Annotated in this window: 21 protein-coding genes; 9 read left to right on the plus strand and 12 right to left on the minus strand. The window is 61.8% G+C overall.

Annotated elements, in window-relative coordinates; all coding sequences use genetic code 11:
• On the minus strand, positions 1–262 hold a 262-nt coding region (locus BMZ91_RS21860; RefSeq protein WP_143076408.1), incomplete at its 3' end, for a transposase.
• A gap of 254 nt (positions 263–516) precedes the next feature.
• Between BMZ91_RS21860 and idi the strand changes: the two genes are divergently transcribed.
• A complete protein-coding gene (gene idi, locus BMZ91_RS19220; RefSeq protein WP_092842238.1) occupies positions 517–1032 on the plus strand; it encodes an isopentenyl-diphosphate Delta-isomerase in 516 nt (171 codons plus the stop codon).
• Positions 1033–1113: 81 nt separating this feature from the next.
• On the opposite strand, the gene BMZ91_RS19225 is transcribed toward idi, so the two are convergent.
• The 7 genes from BMZ91_RS19225 to bcoG form a co-directional block, all read right to left on the minus strand.
• The gene (locus BMZ91_RS19225) at positions 1114–1899 is read right to left on the minus strand and encodes a carnitinyl-CoA dehydratase (protein WP_092842225.1); all 786 of its coding nucleotides are present in this window, start codon (positions 1897–1899) and stop codon (positions 1114–1116) included.
• Complete coding sequence (locus BMZ91_RS19230) at positions 1896–3935, minus strand: acetate--CoA ligase family protein (RefSeq protein ID WP_092842226.1); 2040 nt, start codon at positions 3933–3935, stop codon at positions 1896–1898. Before BMZ91_RS19230 ends, BMZ91_RS19225 begins: the two co-directional genes overlap by 4 nt.
• A 248-nt stretch (positions 3936–4183) precedes the next feature.
• Positions 4184–5344, minus strand: a complete 1161-nt coding sequence (locus tag BMZ91_RS19235; protein WP_092842227.1) for an acyl-CoA dehydrogenase family protein — start codon at positions 5342–5344, stop codon at positions 4184–4186.
• A gap of 1 nt (position 5345) precedes the next feature.
• Positions 5346–6755 (minus strand): carnitine 3-dehydrogenase, encoded by a 1410-nt coding sequence (locus BMZ91_RS19240; RefSeq protein ID WP_092842228.1) that lies wholly within the window; start codon positions 6753–6755, stop codon positions 5346–5348.
• Between the two features lie 13 nt (positions 6756–6768).
• Complete coding sequence (locus tag BMZ91_RS19245) at positions 6769–7293, minus strand: lipocalin family protein (RefSeq protein WP_245736489.1); 525 nt, start codon at positions 7291–7293, stop codon at positions 6769–6771.
• The gene (locus tag BMZ91_RS19250; RefSeq protein WP_092842229.1) at positions 7290–8054 is read right to left on the minus strand and encodes an SDR family oxidoreductase; all 765 of its coding nucleotides are present in this window, start codon (positions 8052–8054) and stop codon (positions 7290–7292) included. Before BMZ91_RS19250 ends, BMZ91_RS19245 begins: the two co-directional genes overlap by 4 nt.
• Positions 8051–8965, minus strand: coding sequence for a 3-dehydrocarnitine:acetyl-CoA trimethylamine transferase BcoG (gene bcoG, locus BMZ91_RS19255; RefSeq protein WP_092842230.1), 915 nt, complete (start codon positions 8963–8965; stop codon positions 8051–8053). Before bcoG ends, BMZ91_RS19250 begins: the two co-directional genes overlap by 4 nt.
• A gap of 81 nt (positions 8966–9046) precedes the next feature.
• Between bcoG and BMZ91_RS19260 the strand changes: the two genes are divergently transcribed.
• The gene (locus BMZ91_RS19260) at positions 9047–10039 is read left to right on the plus strand and encodes a GlxA family transcriptional regulator (RefSeq protein ID WP_092842231.1); all 993 of its coding nucleotides are present in this window, start codon (positions 9047–9049) and stop codon (positions 10037–10039) included.
• Here the strand turns inward: BMZ91_RS19260 and BMZ91_RS19265 are convergent.
• Complete coding sequence (locus BMZ91_RS19265) at positions 10004–11287, minus strand: hypothetical protein (RefSeq protein ID WP_092842240.1); 1284 nt, start codon at positions 11285–11287, stop codon at positions 10004–10006. The genes BMZ91_RS19260 and BMZ91_RS19265 overlap by 36 nt on opposite strands.
• 138 nt (positions 11288–11425) lie before the next feature.
• Between BMZ91_RS19265 and BMZ91_RS19270 the strand changes: the two genes are divergently transcribed.
• Positions 11426–12088 carry a transglycosylase SLT domain-containing protein gene (locus tag BMZ91_RS19270; RefSeq protein WP_092842232.1) on the plus strand — a complete coding sequence of 221 codons (663 nt, stop codon included), beginning with the start codon at positions 11426–11428 and terminating at the stop codon, positions 12086–12088.
• 55 nt (positions 12089–12143) lie between these two features.
• On the opposite strand, the gene pepN is transcribed toward BMZ91_RS19270, so the two are convergent.
• The gene (gene pepN / locus BMZ91_RS19275) at positions 12144–14696 is read right to left on the minus strand and encodes an aminopeptidase N (protein ID WP_092842241.1); all 2553 of its coding nucleotides are present in this window, start codon (positions 14694–14696) and stop codon (positions 12144–12146) included.
• Between the two features lie 28 nt (positions 14697–14724).
• On the opposite strand from pepN, the gene BMZ91_RS19280 reads away from it, so the two are divergent.
• From BMZ91_RS19280 to BMZ91_RS19290, 3 genes are all read left to right on the plus strand, one after another.
• On the plus strand, positions 14725–15957 hold the full coding sequence (locus BMZ91_RS19280; protein WP_342741962.1) for a cryptochrome/deoxyribodipyrimidine photo-lyase family protein: 1233 nt from the start codon (positions 14725–14727) through the stop codon (positions 15955–15957).
• Positions 15957–16145, plus strand: a complete 189-nt coding sequence (locus BMZ91_RS19285; RefSeq protein ID WP_092842234.1) for a DUF2256 domain-containing protein — start codon at positions 15957–15959, stop codon at positions 16143–16145. Before BMZ91_RS19280 ends, BMZ91_RS19285 begins: the two co-directional genes overlap by 1 nt.
• Positions 16146–16353: 208 nt before the next feature.
• On the plus strand, positions 16354–17130 hold the full coding sequence (locus BMZ91_RS19290) for a gamma-glutamyl-gamma-aminobutyrate hydrolase family protein (protein WP_092842235.1): 777 nt from the start codon (positions 16354–16356) through the stop codon (positions 17128–17130).
• A gap of 31 nt (positions 17131–17161) precedes the next feature.
• Here BMZ91_RS19290 and BMZ91_RS19295 read toward each other — a convergent pair whose 3' ends face one another.
• Together BMZ91_RS19295 and BMZ91_RS19300 are read right to left on the minus strand one after the other, a co-directional pair.
• Entirely contained in the window at positions 17162–19987 is a 2826-nt protein-coding gene (locus BMZ91_RS19295; protein ID WP_177193930.1) for a Hint domain-containing protein, read from the minus strand.
• 184 nt (positions 19988–20171) lie between these two features.
• Positions 20172–22475, minus strand: a complete 2304-nt coding sequence (locus BMZ91_RS19300; RefSeq protein WP_092842236.1) for a Hint domain-containing protein — start codon at positions 22473–22475, stop codon at positions 20172–20174.
• Positions 22476–22814: 339 nt separating this feature from the next.
• Between BMZ91_RS19300 and BMZ91_RS21555 the strand changes: the two genes are divergently transcribed.
• The 3 genes from BMZ91_RS21555 to BMZ91_RS19310 all read left to right on the plus strand — a co-directional run.
• Complete coding sequence (locus BMZ91_RS21555; protein ID WP_177193931.1) at positions 22815–22991, plus strand: hypothetical protein; 177 nt, start codon at positions 22815–22817, stop codon at positions 22989–22991.
• A gap of 39 nt (positions 22992–23030) precedes the next feature.
• Positions 23031–23360, plus strand: coding sequence for an arsenate reductase family protein (locus BMZ91_RS19305; protein WP_092842237.1), 330 nt, complete (start codon positions 23031–23033; stop codon positions 23358–23360).
• 91 nt (positions 23361–23451) lie between these two features.
• Positions 23452–23897 (plus strand): transposase (locus BMZ91_RS19310; RefSeq protein ID WP_143076409.1); only part of this gene is annotated, 446 nt, incomplete at its 3' end.

The following is a 23897-nucleotide window of genomic DNA, read 5'->3' on the forward strand; positions in this document are numbered from 1 at the left end:
CCAAAAAATCCCGTTCCACAACAAGCTGGCCGATCTTGGAATGCAGTTTGTCGACATCAGCGGCACTAACCCGTTCAGGCGCTGAACCTTGGCGCGTAAAGGCCGCCGCCATGTTTTCTATCGCCGCGCGTTTCCACGTCCCAATCTGCGTCGGATGCACGCTGTATTTCTTGGACAGCTCGGCAAGCGTCATCTCCTCACGGATCGCTTCAAGAGCAACCTTGGCCTTAAAATCCGGCGAATGGTTCTTTCGTTTCTTCATTTTGGATCGTCACTTTCATCATGCGATCCACCTTAACGTCTGGTCCGAATTTCCGCGACCACCTCTCTAAGTGTTGGATCGAATTTTCACGACCACCTCTGGTTCGTGGTTCTGGGCCATGATACCGACGTGTGATGCATGACATCCGGGACCGATATGAACAAGAAAATGGTGCGCGCTCACCCTCTGGCGCCTATCAATTGCGGTTTGAATACCCTCGCGCAGACGGCGCGGATTGTGCTTGGAGCCATGGCATGACCCCGCGTATTCCAACATGGGTGGACGGTGATCTTGTGGCCGTTGAGAAGCTTGAGGCGCATCAACGTGGGTTGCGCCACAAGGCGGTGTCGGTATTTGTGATGGCGGGCGATGATCTTTTGATCCAGCGCCGTGCACTAGGCAAATACCACACTCCTGGCCTTTGGGCGAATACCTGCTGCACGCATCCCAATTGGGGCGAAGACGCGCAAACCTGTGCCCATCGGCGTCTGCGCGAGGAGCTTGGAATCACCGGGCTGAGCCTGTCCCATCGCGACCGTGTGGAATACCGTGCCGATGTGGGCGGCGGGCTTGTCGAGCATGAGGTCGTGGATATCTTTGTGGCGCGGGTGCCGGGGCGCATCGCCCTTGATCCGAACCCCGAAGAGGTGATGGAAACCCGCTGGACCGACCTGAATACGCTGCGCGAAGAGCTCCTGACGCATCCGGCGCAGTATACCCCCTGGCTTCGGATTTACATGCAAGAGCATGCCACGCAGATTTTCGCCTGAAGGCGGGCAGGGGGCGCCGCCCCCATCGCCGCAAAGCGGCGTTTCCCCCGGGATATTTAAGGCCAGAAGAAACGGTGGGCTCTATTTGCCTTTCCAGACCGGATCGCGTTTTTCAGCAAAGGCGCGCGCGCCTTCAAGCTGATCCTCCGAGGCATAGAGCGTATCTACGGTCGCTAGCTGGCGTTTGGTAATCCGGTTCATGGCATCCTGAAACCGCAGCGCCTCGGCCTCACGCACAATATCCTTGATGGCGGCGTAGACCAGAGGCGGGCCGGAGGCCAGTTGATCGGCCATCGCGCGCGCCTCGCCCATAAGCCGGTCGGCTGGATAGAGATGATTTACGATGCCCCAGCGGGCGGCCTCTTCGGCATCAAGCCAGCGGCCGGTCAGAAGCATCTCCATCGCGATATGATAGGGGATGCGCTTGGGCAGCTTGATGCTGGCGGCATCCGCCACCGTGCCAGAGCGGATTTCGGGCAAGGCAAAGCTGGCATGATCCGCCGCCAGAATGATATCAGCCGAGAGCGCCAATTCGAGCCCGCCACCACAGCAAATTCCGTTGACGGCGGCGATCACAGGCTTGTTGAGGTCGCGCAACTCCTGCAAGCCGCCAAAGCCGCCAACGCCGTAATCGCCATCCACCGCATCGCCATCCGCCGCTGCCTTGAGATCCCAGCCGGGGCAAAAGAACTTCCCGCCCGCCCCGGTGAGAAGTGCCACGCGCAGGTCAGGATCGTCGCGAAAGTCGCGAAAGACCTCGCCTAAGATGCGGCTGGTTTCAAGGTCAATTGCATTGGCCTTGGGGCGGTCGAGTGTCACCTCAAGTACGGCGCCGCGACGTTCGGTTTTCACTGGGCTTTGGGTCATTCATCTTCTCCGATCCTGATCAGGGCATCTGCGGCAATGGCGAAATTTTTTCCGCAGATCAGTGGGTTGATCTCAATTTCATCAAGGCGCATCGCATTGGCAATGACGTAGGCCTGCACCGCCATGACCGCCTGTGCAATGGCGGCGATATCCACCCCCGGTTTGCCGCGATACCCCGCCAGCAGGGGGGCAATGCGCAATCGTTTCAGGGCGTCGGATATGTCGGTTTCCTGAACGGGCAGCAGCAAGGACTGGCTGTCGGCCATTACCTCGGTGAGGATCCCGCCAGCCGCAAGCGTAAGAACAAAGCCATGCGCGGGGTCGCGCAGCACACCGACCAAAAGCTCGACCACCCCACCGGTGACCATGGCTTCGATCAGGAAACCAGAACTGTCCATGGCGGCCGCGGCGTTGGCCACTGCCGCAGCATCTGTGAGGTTGAGCGCGACCAAACCGGCCTCGGATTTATGCGCGAGGCCCTGACCTTTCAGCACAACAGGAAAGCCGACCATTCCGGCGGCATGCGCGGCTTGTTGCGGTGTGGCGGCGAGGCGTGATGCGGGCACAGAGAGGCCAAACCCGGCCAGGGCGTGCTTGGCCTCGGCCTCGGACAGCATGTGAAGATTTATCGGCGCGCCGGGGGGCAGTATCGGTTCGGGCATATCGTGCCGCCGCCCCAGACGGGCAGCAAGCGCGATTGCGGTAAGCCCCTCGCCGAGGCCGACTAGCGGGATCAACCCGGCGGCAAGACACCCTGCGATGACCGCTTCCGGCAGGGTCTCGGGCAGGGTGGACAAAATCGCGAGCGGCTTGTTTGCACGGGCACGGGCGGCGGCGCCCGCCTCAATCACGCAATCCCAGGCGGATGGATCACAGCGATCAGGCCGCGGAAAATCAACAATGACGCAGCCCATTGCCACATCACCCATCAACATTGCCGCGAATGTATCAGTCATGCGCGCCACGTCACCCCAGATAAAGGTGTGGTAATCCAAAGGGTTGGCCAATGCCACGCGTGGGCCAAGCGCGGCGCGCAGACCATCGATCTGCGACGCATCAAGCGCTGGAAAGACGAGATCCCGGCCTACGGCACTATCGGCCATCAGGCTGGCCTCACCCCCCGAACAGGAGAGCGACACGATCCGGTTTGACGGGAGCGGCCCGGCCAAATGCAAGAGCTTGAGCGTCTCAAGCAAGGCAGGCAGGCCCTCGACCTGCGCCACGCCGAGGCGCGCCAAGAGGGCGCGTGCGCCTGCGTCTGATCCGGCGAGCGACGCAGTATGGGAAATCGCCGCTGCGCGCGCCTGCTCCGACTTGCCGGCCTTCAGGGCAACGATGGGTTTCCCAAGTGCGCGCGCCTCTTGCGCCAGCGTCTCGAAGGCGGCGAGATCGCCGATACCTTCGATATGCAGGCCAAGGGCGGTCACGCGGCTATCGGCCAAAAGTGCGCGACCCAGTTGCGCGAGACCGAGTTGCGCCTGGTTGCCCGCGGTCATCAGATAGGCAATCGGCAAGCCGCGCGTCTGCATGCTGAGATTGATGGCGATGTTGGAACTTTGCGTCAGGATCGCGACACCACTATCTACCCGCTGCCCGCCGTGCTGATCCGGCCATAAAAGTGCGCCGTCAAGATAGTTGATGAAGCCATAGCAATTGGGCCCGAGGATCGGCATCGCGCCTGCCGCCTCCAGCAACCGGGCCTGCAAGGCATCCCCGTCGCCGGTCTCGGCCTGCATCTCGCGAAAGCCGCTGGCAAAACAGACCGCGCCACCGGCACCCATTGCCGAGAGGCGTGCCACCACATCTAGCGTGGTCTCGCGATTGACGCCGATAAAGACCGCATCCGGCACGCCGGGCAGATCATCAAGACTGGCAAAGGCCGCACGCCCTGCGATTTCGTCGCGCGCGGGGTGAACCGGCCAGACCGGGCCGTCATAGCCGATCTTGCTGCACTGCTCGACCACCGAGGCGCACCAAGCGCCACCACCCACGACCGCAATAGAGGCCGGGCGCAAGAGCCGAGAGAGATCACGCATATCGGGCCTCGCCCCTGAAGAGATTTGGGCCTCCGGCGGGGATATTTGGCGCCAGAAGAAACGGGGAAGGGATGTTGCCTCTTCCCCGTTCCGTGAAACACGCAAGGGTGCTTCTCCTGGCACGGTCATCGGCGTCCCCGCCTGTACCGTGAGTGCAGATTGACGCAAGAAGGTTAATAATTCCTTGTTTCTTCTGGCTGAAAATATCCCCGCCGGAGGCATTGAAACTCTTTTGGCCTGTCATCGCCTCAGGCTCCAAGTGGGCGAAGGAGATCGCGACTGATGATATGGCGTTGGATTTCGCTGGTCCCATCCCAGATCCGTTCAACCCGCGCATCGCGCCAGAACCGCTCAATCGGGAAATCATCCATCAGCCCCATGCCGCCATAGATTTGCAATGTGGCATCGGTAACCCGCGCAAGCATTTCACTGGCATAGACTTTGGCCGAGGCGATTTCACGATTCGCCGGCAGGCCCTGATCCAACCGCCAGGCGGCGTTCAGGGTCAGCAGGTCGGCTGCGTCAATTTCCGTGATCATATCGGCGATCTGAAAGCTGACCCCCTGGAACTTGCCAATCTGCTGGCCGAATTGTTTGCGTTCGGCGGCATAATTGAGCGCATAATCGAAACAGCGCCGCGCGCGCCCGACACTCATCGTGGCGACCGTGATCCGGGTGGCGTAAAGCCATTCGTTCATCACCGCAAAACCGCCATCGACCTCACCCAGCACCTGGGCATCGGACAGGCGGCAATCATCAAAATCAAGAATACAGTTTTTGTACCCCCGGTGGCTGACCGACTTGTAACCGTCGCGGATGGTAAAGCCGGGCGTGCCGCGATCAACCAGAAAGGTGGTGATGCGTTTTTTGGGGCCGCGCGGCGTGTCATCCTCTCCGGTGGCGACGAAAACGATAATAAAATCAGCGTGATCTGCGCCGCTTATGAAGTGCTTGGTGCCATTGAGCACCCAATCGCCGCCGTCGCGCCGCGCCGAGCAGGTCATGCCGCGCACATCCGATCCGGCGCCCGGTTCGGTCATGGCAAGCGCATCCATCCGTTCGCCGCGCACCGCCGGAAGCAGGTAGCGTTCACGCTGTTCCCCCTCACAGGCCATCAGGATATTCTGCGGGCGCCCGAAGAAATGGTTGAGCGCCATCGACCCGCGCCCAAGCTCGCGCTCGACCAGGGCAAATTCAAGATGGTTGAGGCCCGCGCCGCCCACCTCTTCGGGGAAGTTGCAGGCGTAAAACCCCAGATCAATCGTCTTTTGTTTGATCGCCTTCGCCACCTCGGGCGGCACCTCGCCGCTGCGTTCGACCTCGGCCTCATGCGGGTAGATCTCGTTCTCGACAAAGCTGCGCACCGTCGAGACGATCATTTCCTGTTCGTCGGTCAATCCGAAATTCATGTCACGCCTCCTTGTGCAGGGTGGCCAGCGCCTCGACCCTTGCCAGAACCTCGGGCAGGGGATCGCACGACTTGCGCGTTTCGAGGTTCACATGCAGCATGAACTGATCCGATGTGGCCAGAAGCTCGCCATCGTTTTCGCGCTTCATCTCGTGATAACAGCGCAGTTTTTTGCCCGCTCCTTCGGTCACGCGGGTTTCGACGATGACATGCTCACCGGCCTGCGCCTCGGCCAGAAATTTGATCGTGATCTCGGCGGTGAAATAGCTGTTGCCGGCTTCGATATAGGCGGCATCGGCGCCGACATGGGTCATTACCGCATCGGCGGCATCGCTGAACAGCTGACCATAACGGCCCTCGTTCATATGCCCGTTGTAATCGGTCCAATCGGCGGGAATAACGCGGCGCACGCTGATGATCGGCGGGTCATCGCTTAGCACCGGGCGGAACGTCACCTGATGGTCGTTGATCAGCCGTCCGGCGGCGTTGCCCTGTTGGCGCAGGGCGCGCATCATCGCGATCAGGTTGTTGTCGCGCTTGCGCTCAAGCTCGCGGATGCTCAGGTGCCCCGATTGCGCATCGGATTGATCGGCGATCATCTGGGCCAGCTCATCGGTCAACTCGGGCACATCCATCAGCTTGGTCCAGGGCCAAGAGAGGCAGGGGCCGAACTGATCAATGAAATGCTTCATCCCGGCCTCGCCGCCGGCGACGCGGTAGGTCTCGAACAGGCCCATCTGCCCCCAGCGAAGGCCAAAGCCATAGCGGATCGCATTGTCGATCTCCTCGGTGGTGGCAATCCCGTCCTTGATAAGCCAGAGCGCCTCGCGCCAGACCGCTTCGAGAAAACGATCGGCGATATGGGCGTCGATTTCCTTGTTGACATGAAGGGGATAGAGGCCAAGCGCGGTCAGGGTATCACTGGCGCGCGCCACCAGACCGGCGCTGTTCTTATCGGTCGTGACAAGCTCAATCAGCGGCAAGAGATAGACCGGATTGAACGGGTGCGTCACCACGATCTGTTCGGGACGCGTGGCGCAGCCTTGCAATTCCGACGGCTTGAAGCCTGAGGTCGACGAGCCGATGATCGCGCCTGCGTCGCAATGCTCTTGCAAGGTCTGATAAACCTTGCGCTTGAGCGCGAGGCGCTCGGGCACGCTTTCCTGAATCCAGCTTGCCCCTGCCACAGCCTCGGACATGCTGGCGTGAAAGCTCAGGCGGCCTTCGCGCGGCAGGGCAATATCATAAAGCATCGGCAAGGCGTGGCGGGCATTGCCCAGCACCTCGTTGATCTTGCGCTCGGCCTCGGGGTCGGGGTCGAACACCCGCACATCCCAGCCATTGAGCAGGAACCGCGCGGCCCATCCGCCGCCAATCACGCCACCGCCGATAATCGCTGCTGTTTTCGTCATCACTCCACTCCCGTTAGCGCAGGATCATTGCGCCGATATCATATCCGTTGAAATCCAGAATTTCGCGCGCGGCGGTAATCCGGTCCGCGCCACCGGTCGCGCGCCGGTCAAGCACCCAGCCATAGCCGCCATCCGGCGCGCCGATGGCGGCGGTGCGGTAGTCTTCATCGACCCAGATCACCCATAAATCGCGAGTTTTGCCGCCTTGGGGATCTGCAAGACGCCAGCGGTTGGGGCCAAGCGCCTTGGCGCGCCAGAGGGCGGCAATATCGGTGCACGCGCCATTGTCCGCGCAGTGACGCGTGATCAGTTTAAACGCCTCTTGGCCGTCGCGGGCGCGCAGATAGCTGACCCGCCTTAGCCCCTCGTCGCCGGGATAATGCGCGCGCACATGCCAGTCGCCCGCAAGCCGGTTGGCATCGCTCCGGGTGGTATAGGTGAGCGGCGTTTGGGTGTCGCGATACAGGCCGGTCGGGGCCTTGGGCGCCGCGCAGGCCGATATCAACGCGACACATGCCAGAGACCACCAAATCCTCATGGCACAAGGGTTTCCGTATGCCCGTCCACCGCCAGAATTTGCCCCGAGATCTTGCTGGCCGCAGGCGAGGCAAGGAACAGCGCCATGTCCGCCAGATCATCGACATTGACCCAAGAGCGCAGGCTGACGCCCTTGACATATTGCGCGCGTACCTCGTTCTCGGGTTTGCCGCCCGCTGCCGCTTCCATGGCGACAACGCGGTCCATCCGGTCGCCTTCAACCGCGCCGGGCGCAATCGCATTGACGCGCACGCCGACGGGGCCAAGCTCCATCGCCAAGGTCTTGGTCAGACCCACCAGCCCCCATTTTGCCGCCGCATAGGGCGCGCGCAGGGGGTAACCGAACAAGCCCGCCGTCGAGCTTGTGATCAGGATCAGGCCCGCCCCTTGCGCGCGCATCACCCGCGCTGCCCAACGACAGGTCAGAAAGGTGCCCGAGAGGTTCACGTCAAGACAGGCGCGCCAAGCGTCATAATCGAGATCCTCGATCCGCCCCGCAGGGCCGCCCGTACCGGCATTGGCACAGACCACATCGACCCCGCCCCATGCGCGTTCGACATCGCCGAAAAACGCCTCCATCTGGGGCTCGTCGGTGACATCGGCCTGAGCGGCGATAAACGCGGGATGCTCGGCGCGGACCCGCGCCACCGCCGCACCATCGGCATCGCAGATCGCCACCCGGTCACCGCGCGCCGCAAAGCGTTTGGCAAGGCCAAGCCCGATTCCCGATGCGCCGCCGGTGATAAGGACGCGCATGCTCATCCGCGCGGGGCCTGTTTGGTGAGGCCCAGCTTATCACGCACCTCTTGCGGGCCAATCACCCGCGCGCCGAGATTCTCGATGATCCCGACCGCGCGTTCAACCAGTTGCGCATTGGTTGCCAGAACACCGCGGTCCAGCATCAGGTTATCCTCAAGCCCGACGCGCACATTGCCCCCGGCCAGAACGCTTGCCGCCACATAGGGCATCTGGTTGCGCCCCAGGCCAAAGGCCGAAAACGTCCAGGTGTCCGGCACATTGTTGACCATTGCCATGAAGGTATTGAGGTCATCCGGCGCGCCCCATGGCACCCCCATGCACAGCTGAACAAGCGCGTCAGGTTCCAGAATGCCATCGGCGACAAGCTGTTTGGCATACCAGAGGTGGCCGGTGTCAAAGGCCTCGATCTCGGGCTTGACGCCTAGCTCTGTCATCATCCGGCCCATCGCCTGAAGCATGCCCGGCGTGTTGGTCATGACGTAATCGGCCTCGGCGAAATTCATCGTGCCGCAATCGAGCGTGCAGATTTCCGGCAGGCAGTCGGCCACATGCGCCACTCTCTCGGTGGCGCCCGCCATGTCGGTGCCGACCTCTTTGGGCGGCAGCGGGTTCTCAATGCCGCCAAACACGATATCGCCGCCCATTCCGGCGGTCAGGTTCAGCACCACGTCGGTGGCGCTGTCGCGGATCCGGTCGGTGACCTCGCGAAACAGGCCAAGATCCCGGCTTGGCGCGCCGGTTTCAGGGTCGCGGACATGGCAATGCACCACGGCCGCCCCGGCCTTTGCCGCCGCAATCGCACTATCGGCGATCTGCTGGGGCGAGCGCGGCACATGCGGGCTTTTGTCTTGCGTGCCCCCCGATCCGGTGACGGCACAGGTGATGAAAACCTCGCGGTTCATGGTAAGCGGCATGGGGGCTCCTCCGGGGATGGTGTTCAGGGCTAGCCTAACGCGCTGGTGCTGCTCTCTATCTTGCCGTAAAAGACAAAAATCATGCCTAAATGGACAAAATCATCAGAGACGCCAGTCAGCATCGCCTTCCTGATCTTCGATCAGTTCTCAAACCTGTGCCTTGCCAATTGTCTGGAGCCACTGCGCGCCGCCAATACCCTGACGCGGCGGCAGAGCTTTGACTGGCAGATTCTGACTCGTACCGGCGAGCCGGTGCTCTCGTCCTCGGGCATGCAGGTGGTGCCGCATAGGCCGCTTAAATCGCTGGCCGCCTGCGATTATCTTTTCGTTCTGGCAAGCTATGAGCACACCGCGCTGGATACCGCCGACACGCGCCGTGCCCTGCGCGCTGCGGTGACAAAAGCGAGAACCGTGGTCGGGCTGGATGCGGCGCCCTGGCTTTTGGCCTCGGCCGGCTTGCTGAACGGGCGGCGCGCCACGGTGCATTGGGATCTGCTTGACGCCTTCACCGAGCGGTTTCTCGATATCGAGGTGGCGCGGGCGCGGGTTCTGAGCGATGGGCCATACATGACCTGCGCCGGGGCGATGTCGGCGCTTGATCTGACGCTTGGGCTTATTGCGGATCGCCTTGGCCTTTCGGTGCGTCTTGATATCGAGGCGATGTTCATCCATGGCGACCCGCCGCTCAGCCCGACCCGCGAGGGGCAGGCGGTGGGCGATGCGCTTGTGCGCCGGGCGCTGACGGTGATGCGCGACACGCTTGAGCGGCCTTTGTCGCAGGCCGATCTGGCGCGCCGCCTGTCGTGTCAGGCGCGCACGCTTGACCGTCGGTTTCGCGCAGGGCTGGGCGCGCCGCCGGGCACGGTCTATCGGCATTTGCGCCTGTCTTCGGCGCGCAAGATGCTTGAGGGCACCGGCCTTGGCATTGCCGAAATCTCCCTGCGCTGTGGCTATGAGTCCCCCGCCGCCATGGCCCGCGCGATGCGGCGCCACTATGGCGCCAGCCCAAGCGAGCTTCGCAAATCCGGGTGGGGCCGCTCAGAGGGCCGGCAGGCGATACATCCCGGAACTTGAAAACGCGATTGAGCTTCCGTCTTCGATATCCTCGGCAAAACGCCGGGCGATAACCCGAAGCGCGGTCTGTCGCCCCTTGGCCACCAATGCCCGCCGCGAGGGCAGGGCAGGGGTAAGCCCCGGCTTGAGCAGAGTCTGCGACCAGATCAGCGGGTGCAATTCCTGAAGGTGATTTTCCAATAGCCAGTCAAGGCAATCATGAATGCGCGCGCGCGCCGCCTCGGCCCCCGAGGGCAGGCGCGCCTTGCCGCTGCGTGGGGTCATCACGATGCCGCAAAAGGCAGAAAGCTGATTGATTACATGCTGATCGCGTTTGCGCGCCACGATATCGCGCAGCCCGTCGATGAAAAACTCGCAATCCAGCCGCTCAAGCGCACCGGTATCAAGCGCCAGTGCGTCAAGGTAAACCCACGCATAGCCACCCGTGCCCCATACCTCGCCAGTGCGCGCGGCGGTGCGGCGCGCCTCAAGGTCAAGCATCTCGTAACTGCCATAGCGCGCGGGCAAAAGCACCTCGCCGAGGGCACGCATGTGGCGCGGGCTATCGGGGTCAAGGTCGATCAGCTTTTCATAGTCATCGGCCACCCGAAGGCGCGGTTTCTGACGACCGGCCAAAAGCGCACATTGCGCCGCGGCCAAGGATGGCGCATCAAGATCGACCCCGTCGAACGGCCCGAGAATATCATCGGCGCGCTTGAAATGCAGGTGAAATTCCGCCTCATGCTCGATCGTGGTCCGCTCTGTTGCCGTGGCCCGCCAAGCCCAGCCGATGTCGATATGAGTCAGCGCCACGATCAGCGCACAGGCATAGCTATCAGGAAATTCGGCAAGCATTTCTTCCAGCGCGTCAATACCTGCACTGTCGGGCGCAACCCCGTCATGCAGGGAATCTTCGGCGGCCGCGACCACATCGGCGCGCGCGCCGTAAGCCAAAAGCATCGTGGCATTCTCGCCGCCCGGCGTGCGCAGACGCGCCTCGTCGCCATATTCAATCAGGCGGGCCAGGTCCTCCCACATTTCCTGGCGGGCCAGCTTCTGGCCTTTGTCCTGATGGGTGGCGCGGGCCATTTCCTCATCCGTGACCGGCAGGGAGGGTAAAAGAATACGCTTGGTCAGGCTGTCAAGATCGGTCTGCGGCTTGCGGCGCAACAGCCCCAGAAAATCCGGCAGGCGACGACCGTCACGGCCCTTGCGCCTGTGTTGGTCCGGGGTCGTGTTGTCTGGTTCTGCGATCGGTTCAAAAGGCATGGCGTCTCCGGCGTGCTGCTCCACCACACCCTGACGCCGCTTTTCGACCAAAAGAGGGCAGCCCTTGGGTGAAGGCAGGGAATTTGCGGGTATCACCTTCGCGTTGCTTTGGCGGGCGACTCAGGGCACACTCGCCAAATGAAAAAGCTGCTGCCTTTTGTTTTTATTGCGATTTTTCCGCTCTCCAGCCTCGCTGAAGAACGCGCAGGCGGCGTGTTCTCCCTGTCTCCGCCTGCACGTGACGGCAATATTCCGCGCACAAGATGGGAACATCGCGCCGATGCGCCGCTTTTGACACGCACCGCCTTGTCGGCGCTCAAAGGCCATGGCGCGGCGCTGACAGCGGTCGTGCCACGCGACATCGCGACCTGGTGCCCGGCCTATCCGCAGGCCAGCGATGCCAGCCGCCGGGCGTTCTGGGTGGGGTTCTTGTCGGCACTTGCCAAACATGAAAGCACCTATAACCCGCGCGCCGTGGGCGGCGGGGGGCGGTGGTACGGCCTGTTGCAGATTCTGCCGGCCACTGCGCGCGGCTATAAATGTCGCGCGGGATCGGGCGAGGCATTGCGGGACGGGCCGGCAAACCTGTCCTGCGCGGTGCGGATCATGGCACATACCGTGCTGCGCGACGGGGTCGTGTCTGAGGGCATGCGCGGCGTGGCCGCCGATTGGGGACCGTTGCACAACGCCAGAAAGCGCCGGGACATGCAAGGTTGGACGCGCGCACAAAGTTATTGCAAACCGCTCTCTTCCGTTCGCCCCCGCATGCGCCCGGCCCGGCTTGCGCAGGTCGCGGACTAGCCCCAGAAAATTCACCGAATTTTCTGACCATTTTCTTAGCAAAGAAAATGCCCGCTCAGACGCCGCGGATACGTGTCACCATCTCTGTGGTATCCCGGCTCAGCCCCGGAGTGGCGAGAATCCGGTCAAGCTCTGCCTTGATCAGCGTCTGGCGCGTGTCGTCATAGCGCCGCCATGTCTCAAACGCCGAGCACATGCGCGCGGTGGTTTGCGGATTGAGCGGGTCAAGCCTGATCAGCCAATCCGCCAACACCCGATAGCCCTTGCCCGAGGCATGGTGGAACCCCGCCGGTGACGTGACCATCGCCCCGAAGGTGGCGCGAAAGCGATTGGGGTTGCGGATGTTGAAATCGGCATGATTGGCCAGACGGCTTGCAGCCTCGGCGGTGTGCTCGGGGCTGGCATGCACGATCTGCAAGCTGAACCATTTGTCGATCACAAGCCGATCCTGTTGCCATTGATCATAGAACGCTTTTGTCGCCGCATCACCGGCTCCCGCCTGCAAAAGACAGGACCATGCCGCCAGTTGCTGGGTCATATTGTCGGCGCTGTCGAATTGCTGTGCCGCCAGGGCCCCGCCATCAACGCGCGAGATCATTGCCAGCGCGGCGTTTGCAAGCGCGCGCGCGCCGGACTGTTCCGCGTCGGGGCGATAAGGCGCGGTGACCTGATGCGCCGTATATAGCTCGCGCGCCAGGTCTTCGATCTGTTTGGCGCGGGTGTTGCGCAGCCGCTCCAGCGCCTGCCAGATGGCTTGCGGGTCGGGTGTGACGCCCATTTCAAAAAGGGATTGGGCCAGTTCATCCTCGCTCGGCAGGCCAAGCGCAAGGGCGCGAAACGCCGGATCAAGAGCCTCGTCGCGCGCCATCATTTGCACCGCATCCAGATAGGCCGGATCCGGCGCCGCGTCCTCACGGATCATCGCAATCAACCCGTCACGGGCGAGGGCGCGCCCGGCCTCCCATTTATTGAAGGGGTCGGTGTCGTGCGCCAGAAGAAAGGCGCGCTCGGCATTGTCCGTGTCACGTTCCAGAATCACGGGCGCAGAGAAATCACGCAAAATCGAAGGGATAGGGCGCGCAGCTAATCCATCAAATGAAAAACTCTGCGCGGCCTGTGTCATCTCAAGAACACGGGTGGCCTGTACCTCATCGCCATTGGCACCAAGCAGGCCCACGGCAATCGGAATAACGCGCGGTTGTTTCACCTCCTGCCCCGGCGTTGGCGGGGTTTCTTGTTCAAAATGAAGGGTATAAGTGCCATCCTTGAACTCATCACTGACCTTGAGACGTGGCGTGCCGGCCTCTTCATACCAGCGTTTGAACTGTGCCAGATCACGGCCCGTTACATTTTCGAACACGGTCAGCCAATCCTCGATGGTACAGGCCTGTCCGTCGTGACGCTCGAAATAGAGATCGAGCGCCTTTCTGTAGGCTGCATCGCCCACCAGCCGCTTGAGCATCCCGATAAGCTCGGCGCCTTTTTCATAGACCGTGGCGGTATAGAAATTGTTGATCTCGACAAAGCTTGCAGGGCGCACCGGATGTGCCAGCGGGCCGTTATCCTCGCGGAATTGCCGCGCGCGCAGGTCGATCACATCCGAGATCCGCTTGACCGGCGCCGAGCGCATGTCAGAGGTGAATTCGGAATCGCGATAGACCGTCAGCCCCTCTTTCAGGCAAAGCTGAAACCAGTCGCGACAGGTGATCCGGTTGCCGGTCCAGTTGTGGAAATACTCATGCGCGATGATCGCTTCGATACGTTCGAAATTCGCATCTGTCGAGGTCTCGGCGGTGGATAAGACGCAGGACGAGTTGAAGATGTTCAAGCCCTTGTTTTCCATCGCCCCCATGTTGAAGTCGTCCACCGCAACGATATTGAAGATATCGAGGTCATATTCGCGCCCGTAAACCTCTTCATCCCATGTCATCGACTTTTTGAGCGCCTCCATCCCGAAGGCGCATTTGCCCTCATCGCCGGGGCGCACCCAGATGTTGAGTTCGACATCGCGGCCCGACCGGGTGGTAAAACGATCCGGGTGATTGATCAGATCGCCCGCGACAAGCGCGAAAAGATAGGCCGGTTTCGGCCAGGGATCATGCCATTCGGCAAAGCCATCCCCCTGTGCAACAACATCGCCATTCGATAGCATCACCGGCGCATCGCCCTCGATGCGGACGGTAAACACGCTCATCACATCGGGGCGGTCGGGGTAATAGGTGATCTTGCGAAAACCTTCGGCCTCGCATTGGGTGCAATACATGCCGTTCGACATATAAAGCCCTTCAAGGGCGGTGTTGGCGGCGGGGTTGATTTCGACCTCGGCCTGAAATGTAAAGGGGGCATCCGGCACAACCGCGCGCAGGCCCTCGGGTGTGATCTCGGGCGTAATCGCGGCCCCGTCGATCATCGCAGACACCAGGCTGAGCCCCTCGCCATGCAGGAAAAAATCGCGGTTTTGCGCCTCGGGGTTGGGGCGAAACCTGATCTTGCTGATCACGCGGGTCGTCTCTGCCGCGAGGCGAAAGGTCAGATGCACCTCGTCCACCAGATAGGCGGGGGGGGTATAATCCGAGAGGTAAACAGCTTGCGGGGCGGCATCTTTCATCGCGTGCATCTCCTTGAGGGGCGGGGCGTTGGCCGCGACCCTAGGGCGTGGCGCGCGGGCCTGCAATGGGGGGCTTCCCCTTGGCGGCAATCCCGCTATCTCCGGGGATATGGAAAGGCCGGTCATCTGTTGGTTCAAGCGCGATTTGCGGGTCTGTGATCACCCGGCGCTTGCGCGTGCGGCGGCGCTTGGGCCGGTGATTGCGCTTTATATCATCGAGCCCGAGGGCTGGCAGCAACCCGATGCCGCGGGGCGCCACTATGCGTTTTTGCAAGAATGCCTTGGGGAGTTGCGCGTTGACCTTGCGAAAATCGGCCTACCTCTGACCCTGAAGGTGGGCGATGCGATTAGCACTCTTGAGGGCCTGCGGCAGACTCATGGTATCCGCCATCTGATCAGTCACGAGGAAACCGGCAATGGCTGGAGCTTTGAGCGCGACAAGCGCGTCGGCGCGTGGGCGCGGGCGCAAGGGGTGGCGTGGGAAGAGCTGCCGCAATCGGGCGTGGTCCGCCGCCTGAAGGGGCGCGACCATTGGCAGGCAGCCCGAAATGCGGTCATGGCGGCGCCGCTTGTCCCGCCCTTGCAGGCGTGCCGCGCGGTGGAACATGTGGCCAGCGATCCGCCCCCGACGGCGGCGGCACTGGGCCTGACCGATGCCTGCCCGCTTGCCCCCGATGCCACGCGGCTTGCGGCCTGGGAGCGGGGCGAAACCGGTCTGCCGTTCGTTGATGCCTGCATGCGCGCATTGACCGCGACGGGGTGGTTGAATTTTCGCATGCGCTCGATGCTGATGGCGGTGGCGTCTTACCATCTCTGGCTGGACTGGCGCAGCACCGGGCCGATCCTGGCGCGTCGCTTTACCGATTACGAGCCGGGCATTCACTGGCCCCAGGTGCAGATGCAATCGGGCACCACCGGGATCAACACGATCCGGATTTATAACCCGATCAAACAGGGCCATGACCAGGACCCGAGCGGCGTTTTTACCCGCCGCTGGCTACCGGAACTGGCCGAGGTGCCGGATACCCAATTGCAAACGCCTTGGGTCTGCGAGGGCGCGGCGCGGATTCTGGGGCGCAGCTATCCCGCGCCTGTGGTTGATCCGGTAACGGCTGCGCGCCACGCGCGCGACCTGGTCTGGGGCCTGCGCCGTGCCCATAAATCAGACGCCGAGACCGCGCGGATCGTCACCCGCCATGCCAGCCGCAAACGCCGCCGCCGGGCCAAACCCGCCAATCGGCAGCTTCGGTTCGATTTTTGATGGCCCGGCAGCGCCGCAAATCCGACCTTCCGGTCAAAACCTGTGCCACCTGCGGCCGCCCGATGCACTGGCGGCGCAAATGGGCCCGCGTCTGGGACGAGGTGCGCCATTGCAGCGTGCGGTGTCGTCGCCAACGCTCTGGTGTGGACGGCACAACCCTGGCCGACCGGGATGCTTTTGGCCGGTAATGGGGCCGGATGCGACCAATGGCCATACCCGTTTCGCGCCGCCCACAATCCGAACTCTGGCAGGGTAAGGTGAACAACCGGTGCATGAATTCTGTGCGGTTCTGCGAAAGCGCAGGGGTTCATGTGCGTGCTTTGATGTTTTATTATTCAATTTGACGTTATATTTAACTGAGATATGAGGGACTGAACAGGCAGGCACAGGACAGCTATGAAACGCCCGATCGTCGGCATAATTGGCAATGAATATGTGATTGATAATCGCTATCCGATGCATGCGGGTGGCACTATGAATTCCTCTGCTGTGGCTGATGTGGCGGGGTGCATGCCGCTTATCGTGCCCTCTGATCCGCGCTTTGTCAGCGTGGCGGAACTGCTTGAGGCCTGTGACGGGTTTTTGCTGACCGGCGGGCGGCCCAATGTTCACCCCCAGGAATACGGCGAAGCAGCGACCGAGGCGCATGGCGCATTTGATCGTGCGCGCGATGCAATCACCCTGCCGCTGGTGCGCGCCTGTGTTGAAAGAGGGCAGCCGTTCTTTGGCATTTGCCGCGGCTTTCAAGAGGTGAACGTGGCCCTTGGCGGAAGCCTGCACCCCGAGATTCGCGATCTTCCGGGACGCGACAATCACCGCATGCCCCCCGATGGCACCATGGCGGAACAGTTTGCCCTGCGCCATTGCGTGCGGTTCACGCCGGGCGGGGTGTTTCACCGCCTGATGGGCGCCGAAACGGTGATGACAAATACGTTGCACGGCCAGGGCGTTGTGCGCCCGGGCCATGACATCGTGATTGACGGCTATGCGCCCGATGGCACGCCCGAGGCGCTTTATGTCGAAGGCGCGCCGGGCTTTACCCTGTCGGTTCAATGGCATCCCGAATGGAACGCCGCCAATGATCCGGTCAGCCGCCCGTTGTTTTCCGCCTTTGGCGATGCGGTGCGGGCCTGGGCGGCGGGGCAGGCGACGCCGGTGCTGAAATCCGCCTGATCTTTTTGGGCTCGGGTGCCGGAGAGCCGGTTCAGGCCATCCGGTCGTTCGATGATTCACCACGCAAAAGCTGGGCCTCGTGACGTTTCAGGCAATGGCGGGCGGTCTCGCGATGGCGCCCCGGTGCGCTGCGCAATTCAGGAAAAATCGCGAAAAGCTCTTCCCGGGCGGCGGCGGTCACGGCGCTCAGCGCCGTATCGCCCGCGTGGAAACTCTCGGTTGCGATCCCTTCGGCATAAATCACCTCATGGCGATCGAACATGATGTGGATATAGGTCACCTCGTCGCAGGGGCAGATGCGCACATCGCGGTCATTGACCAAGTGCTTGGCCGCCACCAGAACCTCGCTTTCGCCAAACAAAAGCTCGGCGCGATAGCCGGTGAACAGGATCCGGTGTTGCGGTGAGACAAGCAATTCGTCGCGGCTGCCCTGCATCACACTTGAGGCAACCGAGATCGGGGCAAAATCGCCAATGCCCGGCACCGAACGCTGTCCGATCCAGCGGATCGGCTGAAGACCGTGATCGCGCGTCACCACCATGTCGCCAAGGTGCAGCTGTTCGATCGCCCGTTCGCCAAACTGGGTCAGGATGCGCGCGCCGGGGGTGAAGCAGATGATATTCTCGATCTCGTTGAAGGTTACGACAGAGCCGTCGGCGGTGGTGAAACTCCCGGCCAGACCACCGGTCGCATCATCGGTATTGGTAAAGTTGATGTCAGCGCGGCTGATGTCAGGTGTCAGGCGCAGCGTGTCACCCGTGGTTTCACCGCCCTCGCCCCCTGTGATCGTGATCGCGCCACTGTCGGCCTCGGCCAGATCGCCAAGAACAAAGAGGTCGTCGCCATCGCCACCCTCGGCGGTATCGCCCTGTGCGACCGCAAGCGTGTCCGCGCCCATGCCGCCGACAAGGCTATCGCCGCCGGCCCCGCCGACAAGGCTGTCATCACCATCCCCGCCCAAGAGCGTGTCGTCGCCATCCCCGCCAGAGACACTGTCGTCGCCCGCCCCGGCGCGCACGGAATCGTCGCCAAGACCGGCCAAAACCGTGTCATTGCCGTCGCCCGCAAGGACGGTGTCGTCATTGCTGCCATCGGCGGCGTCATTGGCGTCGATAAGATCGCCCTCTGGATCGCCGGTATAGGCGGTGTTGATGATATCGGCGCCCGCCGTACCATCGACCGTGCCGGGGGCCGGAACGCCCATTGCGGCCAAAGCCGGAGGATCGGAAACCGCCGCAGGCGCCACCCCGATCAGGGTCAGGCTTTCGCCGCCCGGAAAGCCGAGGACGGCATTGCCATCGGCGTCGCTGGTCACGACCGCATCGGCGGTGTTGACCGGATTGCCGGTGAGGTCGTGCAAGGCGCTTACGTCAAGCTGATCACCGCCGCTGAACGTGCCGTCGCCATTGTCGGTGGGCGCGGCAAAGCCGGTGACGGCGTCATTGCCCGACCCATCGGCCAGCACAAGCGTGTCGATACCGCCCCCGAGAATGATGTTTTCGATCTCGGAAAATGTGGCGGTCGAGGTGGCGTCGCTGACGCTGCCGCCCTCGGGGTCAGCTGCTGTCAGATCAACCCTGGTGGCGCCGGTCACCGCCGACAGATCAAGCGTGTCGCCCGCCGTTTCACCGGCTTCGCCGCCGGTGATGACGTCATTGCCAAACCCGTCGCTCAGAACGATGCGGTCGTCGCCCGCCTCGCCAAAGATCGTGTCGTCACCCTCGCCACCGTCAAGCAGGTCATTCATCGTGCCCGGGGTCGGGCCGGTGATGACCGGCGCATTGGAGAAATCGAAAGAGCCAAAGCCATAGGCCGTGAAACCGGCCCGCGATGTCATGGTAAAGTCCAGCGACGACTGTCCCTCAAAGAGGAACTGCGCCCAGTGGTTTTCATCGGCAAACCCCGAGCTGGTGCCATCCGACCCGGCACTCAGCTTATCGGCGGTTGCGGTGGCGGTCAGATTGGTGGCCGGATCGCCGGACAGGGCAAGACCGGTCGTATCGCCCGAGGCGGCGCTTACGCTTTCGGCACTGGTGTCGATATCGCGGAAGGTCAGGGCACCGTCGATGCGGATCGGCTCGCCCGTGGCCTGATTGAAAAACTCGAATCGAAAGGTCACGCCGGTGCCCGCCGCGACGGCGCTATCGGCGTTGAGCCCGATGCTGTCGGCCAGATCGACCTCCATGTTCGGGTCTTCGACGTCGACCACGGTCACACGCATCTGAACGACGGTGCCGACATCGGTGGTGGCAACGCTGTCATAGGTGGCGAACTGGCCCAGGGGGCCATCGGTGCCCGTACCCGACTCCGAGATATTAGCCGCGTTCAGGGTAAAGGTGCCAATCGTGCCGGCAAAGTTGCCGCTATCGCCACCGTCGCCAAAGATCAGGTCATCGCCGGTGCCGCCGCGAACCGTGTCGTCGCCGTCCCCCGCAATCACCGTGTCGCGACCGGCGCCCGCATCAATCGAATCGTTCTTGCTGCTGGGGGCATCAAGGTCCACGGCATCGCCCTGTGCGTCCGTGAATTCGGTGTCGATCAGATCGTCTCCGGCTGTCCCATCCACCACGCCATCGGTGGTATCGCTATAGCCTGGCGCCGAGACGACGCTTGCCCTGCCGCTATCGGTGAAAAAATTGTCTGGCGTGAAATAAACGTTACCATCGCCACCAAGAAAATAGCTCCCGGTATCGGTGACGTCCGAATAGAAAGCCCCGTCATTGGACCAGATCCCGCTCCATGTCCACTGACCGGGGCCAAGCGTGCTGTCGATATTGAAGGTGGATTGGGTTGCCGAAATCGCATCGCCCGTCTCAAGGCTTCGGTTCCCGAGACTGACAAGATACCCGATTGCCATAAATCACTACTCCAGACGCTACCCTCAGGTAAATGGCCCGATCAATTTGAAACTCGGGGCGGTGGCATGAGATCGCGCAAGCCTAGCCCTGATTGGTTAGGTTTCTGTTATCCGCCGAGATCGGCACGAATTGGGCGGCACTGCGGCACCCCGCGGCCGCAACGCCACATTTGCGCCGCTCTGCTCAGGTTGCCAAAGACACCGGGGCCGGGCGCAAAAGTCGTGCCTCATGCCGCTTGAGGCAGGGGCGCGCGGTCCGGCCATATGCATTCGGATTGGCACGCAACTCGGGGAAAATGCTGAACATTTCCTCGCGTGATTGATCCGAGATCGCCGATATCCCGATATCGCCCGCATGAAAGCTTTCGGTGGCGGCGCCATCGGCATAGATCACCTCATGCTGGTCCAGCATCATGTGAATATAGGTCACCTCTGCCTGTTCGCGCGCGATCACATCGCGACCATCCAAAAGATGCTTGGCGGCGACCAGAACCTCGTCACAGCCAAACAAAAGCTCGGCCTTGTAGCCGGTGAACAAAAGCCGGTGCTGCGGTGACACCAAAAGCGGGCGCGCCGCCCCGTCAAGCACATGCGCGGCAATTGAAATCGGGGCAAGCCTGTCGACGCCAGCCACCGTGCGGCTGCCGATCCAGCGGATCGGTTGCGGCCCGTGATCGCGGGTGATTACCATGTCGCCGACGCGCAAGCTTTCAATCGCGCGCTCGCCATGCGCGGTCAGGATGCGCGCGCCGGGGGTGAAGCAGATGATATTCTCGATCTCGGAAAAGGTGACGACCGTGCCGTCGGCCATGGTAAAGTTGCCCGACAGGCCGCCCGTCGCATCATCGGTATTGGTGAATGTTATGTCGGCCTGTGACACATCGCTCGTGAGCCGAAGCGTGTCACCGGCGGTCTCGCTGCCTTCGCCACCCACGATGTTGATCGTGCCGGCACCGGCCTCGCCGAGATCTTCGATGACAAAAAGATCGTCACCGTCTCCGCCAAAGGCCTGGTCGCCCTGGGCCACGAACAGCATGTCATCACCCGCGCCGCCAAAGAGCTGATCCGCCCCGGTGCCGCCGGTCAGGCTGTCGTTGCCTGCGCCGCCGGTCAGCGTGTCGTTGCCGGTGCCGCCATCGATCGTGTCATCCCCGGCTTCGCCAAAGATATCGTCGTTGCCGGCCCCGCCAAGAAGACTGTCATCGCCATCTTCGGGGGCGACCGCATCGAAATGGATGTCGGTGACATAGATCCCCTGGGTGCCGCCCAGTCCGTTGGCATAGATGATTTCAATCTGTGACAGCGGCCCGGCGATTTCGACCAGAACCGACCCGTTCAGGTTGGCCTCGGAGGTGCCGGTATCATCAGAGGTAACAGTATTGCCCGAAACGGTCTGCCCGCCGCCGGGGGTAAGGGTGACCGCCACGGGATCGCCATTGGCATCAAACGCGTTGATGGTCAGAATATCCCTGTGATTTCCGGCCCCCCAATCCACGTCGTTGATACGGAAAGAGACGTTTTCAACCGAGTCGCTATAGGCGCTGCCCGCTTTGGCGGCAAAATCGATTGTGGTGGTCGATGACGCGCCATCGCCATTGGCAAACAGATCAAGATTGGACGTGGTGTTGAAGGTTTCGCCCGGGGCGACATACACGTTCAATCCGGATTCAACGTTGAATGTCGGGTTGTTGTTGCCGTCATTCGCAAAGCTGACCGAGACTTCCATCTCGCCGGTGATCTGGCTGAAGCCTGCGGTGAGGTCGGCGCCATCATTTCCGACCGCCTCCCAATTCAGGATCTCGGCACTGTCGGGCAGGGTGCCGTTATCTCCGCCATAGATGGTATCGGCCCCGTTGCCACCGTCGATGGTGTCGCTACCGCCGCCGCCCGTGATCGTGTCGTTGCCGCCGCCTGTGACGATGCTGTCATTGCCATCGCCGCCCGCGACGATATCGGCGCCGTTGCCCACGGCATCATCATCATGATCGGTATAGGCCGTGGTGATCGTGTCATCACCCGTGGTGCCGTTGACGATATCATCGGCCGCAACATAGTTGGTGAAATTGAAGGCCGGATCACCGGTCGCCACGTTTGGGTTGGTGTCATAGGCCACAACCTCGTAGCTGCGCCCCGAGATCAGCGGAATTTCAGACAGAGTGTAGTCGCCCGCGGCGGCACCGTTTTCGACATCCAGCTGAACAACGTCGAAGACCTGGCCGGTGACGGTATCGCGGATGGTCCAGACCAGTTCGGCATCGACGTTGGAGCCGGTCGAGGTATTGCCGCCGATGGTGACGTTGGCGGTGGCGGATTCGCTGCCGTTGTTGTCGTCGTCGAGTGTCCAGCCCTGATTGTTGGGCTCATCGTCGGTGATGGTGGCCGTGCCCGCCGTGTCGGACGAGCCCGTCCAGGTGAAGGTCGACCCCACGCCTGTGGAGAACACCGATGCGGGGTTCGTGTTGTACAAGCCTACAGTATATGTCGGCATTCCTGTTACTCCTGCCCGCAGATACGATGATCTGCTTTGCCTCACCACGCTCAGCGGTCTTATGCCGCGTGTCCCCGGGGATTTATGGAAAGACTCGCCCGGTTGTTTCCAGAATGGATACAGACCGTCTGCGGCGGTATTTCGCGCAATTTCAGGTAAGTTTTAGGCAGATTGGGGCAGGATAAGGGCTTGGCATGATCCAGCCGATCTTGATCCAGCCGGTAATGGGCATCTCGCGCCGATATCGCAGCGATCGCTTTCATTCCTGCCAGATGTCGCTAAGGTCAGACCCATCCTCGCCCTGCTGGCACGGCAGGGCCAAACAGGAAGGCCGGAACGATGAAGAAAATCCCCAAAGAAACCACCGACGAGGCGTTGATCAGGGCGTTCTTTGAAAACGGCGGCAACGTCAGTGTCGGCAAGACCAAACCCATGCCAAGCGACCTTGGAATCAGCAAAAACAATTGGAACGTCAAGCTGACCAAAGAGGAAAAGGCCGCGAAAAACGGCAAGTAATCGGGCGCCCTGTCATGGCGGCCCTCAAGGGAACATCGCATGATCATCTACGGAATTAGCACCTGCGCGGCGACGCGCAAGGCGCAAAAGGCGCTTGAAGCAGCAGGCAAAGAGGTCACATTTCGCGACGTGCGCAGCGAACCGATGAGCGAGGCGGAATGGGCCGTGCTGATCGCCGAGTTCGGCGAGCGCCTCGTGGATCGCAAATCCACCGAATGGCGCGGGCTCAGTGACTGGCTGAAACACTCAGAGGCCGACGCGCAACTTGCCGCCAAACCCAAACTCATGCTCAGCCCGGTGATCCGCGACGGCGACACCTATTACCTCGGCTGGGATGAAACAGTTGAGGCTGCTCTGTTGGCGGGGTGAGGGTGGGGGGGGCGTATTGTGTTGAGAAACTCTTCCTTGATCGAGGCGTGCATCACTGATTCAATTCCCATATTGATCGGGGGATTTTGCGATGTTGGGACCGAGGCAGGAAGCACAAGCAGCGCTGTTTTATGAGTTCTCGCTGGAGGATCACATCCCGCAAAATCACTTGCTTTGTTCGATTGATCGGTTTGTCGATCTGAGCGGCATCCGCCAGTATCTGGCTGAGTTTTATAGCCACACGGGCCGTCCTTCCATCGATCCAGAGTTACTGATCCGCATGCTTTTGGTGGGCTATTGCTTTGGCATCCGGTCCGAACGCCGCCTGTGTGAGGAGGTTCATCTCAACCTGGCATATCGCTGGTTCTGCCGTCTTGATCTGAGTGACCGCGTGCCTGATCACTCGACATTTTCCAAGAACCGGCATGGGCGGTTTCGCGAGAGCGAACTGTTGCGCCATTTGTTTGAGACGACCGTGGCGCGGTGTATCGCTGAAGGCTTGGTGAGTGGGCAACGCATGGCGATAGACGCAAGCCT

The sequence above is a fragment of the Roseovarius lutimaris genome (assembly GCF_900115165.1).
GTDB classification, from domain to species: Bacteria; Pseudomonadota; Alphaproteobacteria; order Rhodobacterales; family Rhodobacteraceae; genus Roseovarius; species Roseovarius lutimaris.

Excerpts from the sequence above, each read along its gene's own strand:
- idi (WP_092842238.1), top strand. The coding sequence starts at position 517 with ATGACCCCGCGTATTCCAACATGGGTGGACGGTGATCTTGTGGCCGTT.
- BMZ91_RS19225 (WP_092842225.1), bottom strand. The coding sequence starts at position 1,899 with ATGACCCAAAGCCCAGTGAAAACCGAACGTCGCGGCGCCGTACTTGAG.
- BMZ91_RS19230 (WP_092842226.1), bottom strand. The coding sequence starts at position 3,935 with ATGCGTGATCTCTCTCGGCTCTTGCGCCCGGCCTCTATTGCGGTCGTG.
- BMZ91_RS19235 (WP_092842227.1), bottom strand. The coding sequence starts at position 5,344 with ATGAATTTCGGATTGACCGACGAACAGGAAATGATCGTCTCGACGGTG.
- BMZ91_RS19240 (WP_092842228.1), bottom strand. The coding sequence starts at position 6,755 with ATGACGAAAACAGCAGCGATTATCGGCGGTGGCGTGATTGGCGGCGGA.
- BMZ91_RS19245 (WP_245736489.1), bottom strand. The coding sequence starts at position 7,293 with ATGAGGATTTGGTGGTCTCTGGCATGTGTCGCGTTGATATCGGCCTGC.
- BMZ91_RS19250 (WP_092842229.1), bottom strand. The coding sequence starts at position 8,054 with ATGAGCATGCGCGTCCTTATCACCGGCGGCGCATCGGGAATCGGGCTT.
- bcoG (WP_092842230.1), bottom strand. The coding sequence starts at position 8,965 with ATGCCGCTTACCATGAACCGCGAGGTTTTCATCACCTGTGCCGTCACC.
- BMZ91_RS19260 (WP_092842231.1), top strand. The coding sequence starts at position 9,047 with ATGCCTAAATGGACAAAATCATCAGAGACGCCAGTCAGCATCGCCTTC.
- BMZ91_RS19265 (WP_092842240.1), bottom strand. The coding sequence starts at position 11,287 with ATGCCTTTTGAACCGATCGCAGAACCAGACAACACGACCCCGGACCAA.
- BMZ91_RS19270 (WP_092842232.1), top strand. The coding sequence starts at position 11,426 with ATGAAAAAGCTGCTGCCTTTTGTTTTTATTGCGATTTTTCCGCTCTCC.
- pepN (WP_092842241.1), bottom strand. The coding sequence starts at position 14,696 with ATGAAAGATGCCGCCCCGCAAGCTGTTTACCTCTCGGATTATACCCCC.
- BMZ91_RS19285 (WP_092842234.1), top strand. The coding sequence starts at position 15,957 with ATGGCCCGGCAGCGCCGCAAATCCGACCTTCCGGTCAAAACCTGTGCC.
- BMZ91_RS19290 (WP_092842235.1), top strand. The coding sequence starts at position 16,354 with ATGAAACGCCCGATCGTCGGCATAATTGGCAATGAATATGTGATTGAT.
- BMZ91_RS19295 (WP_177193930.1), bottom strand. The coding sequence starts at position 19,987 with ATGGCAATCGGGTATCTTGTCAGTCTCGGGAACCGAAGCCTTGAGACG.
- BMZ91_RS19300 (WP_092842236.1), bottom strand. The coding sequence starts at position 22,475 with ATGCCGACATATACTGTAGGCTTGTACAACACGAACCCCGCATCGGTG.
- BMZ91_RS21555 (WP_177193931.1), top strand. The coding sequence starts at position 22,815 with ATGAAGAAAATCCCCAAAGAAACCACCGACGAGGCGTTGATCAGGGCG.
- BMZ91_RS19305 (WP_092842237.1), top strand. The coding sequence starts at position 23,031 with ATGATCATCTACGGAATTAGCACCTGCGCGGCGACGCGCAAGGCGCAA.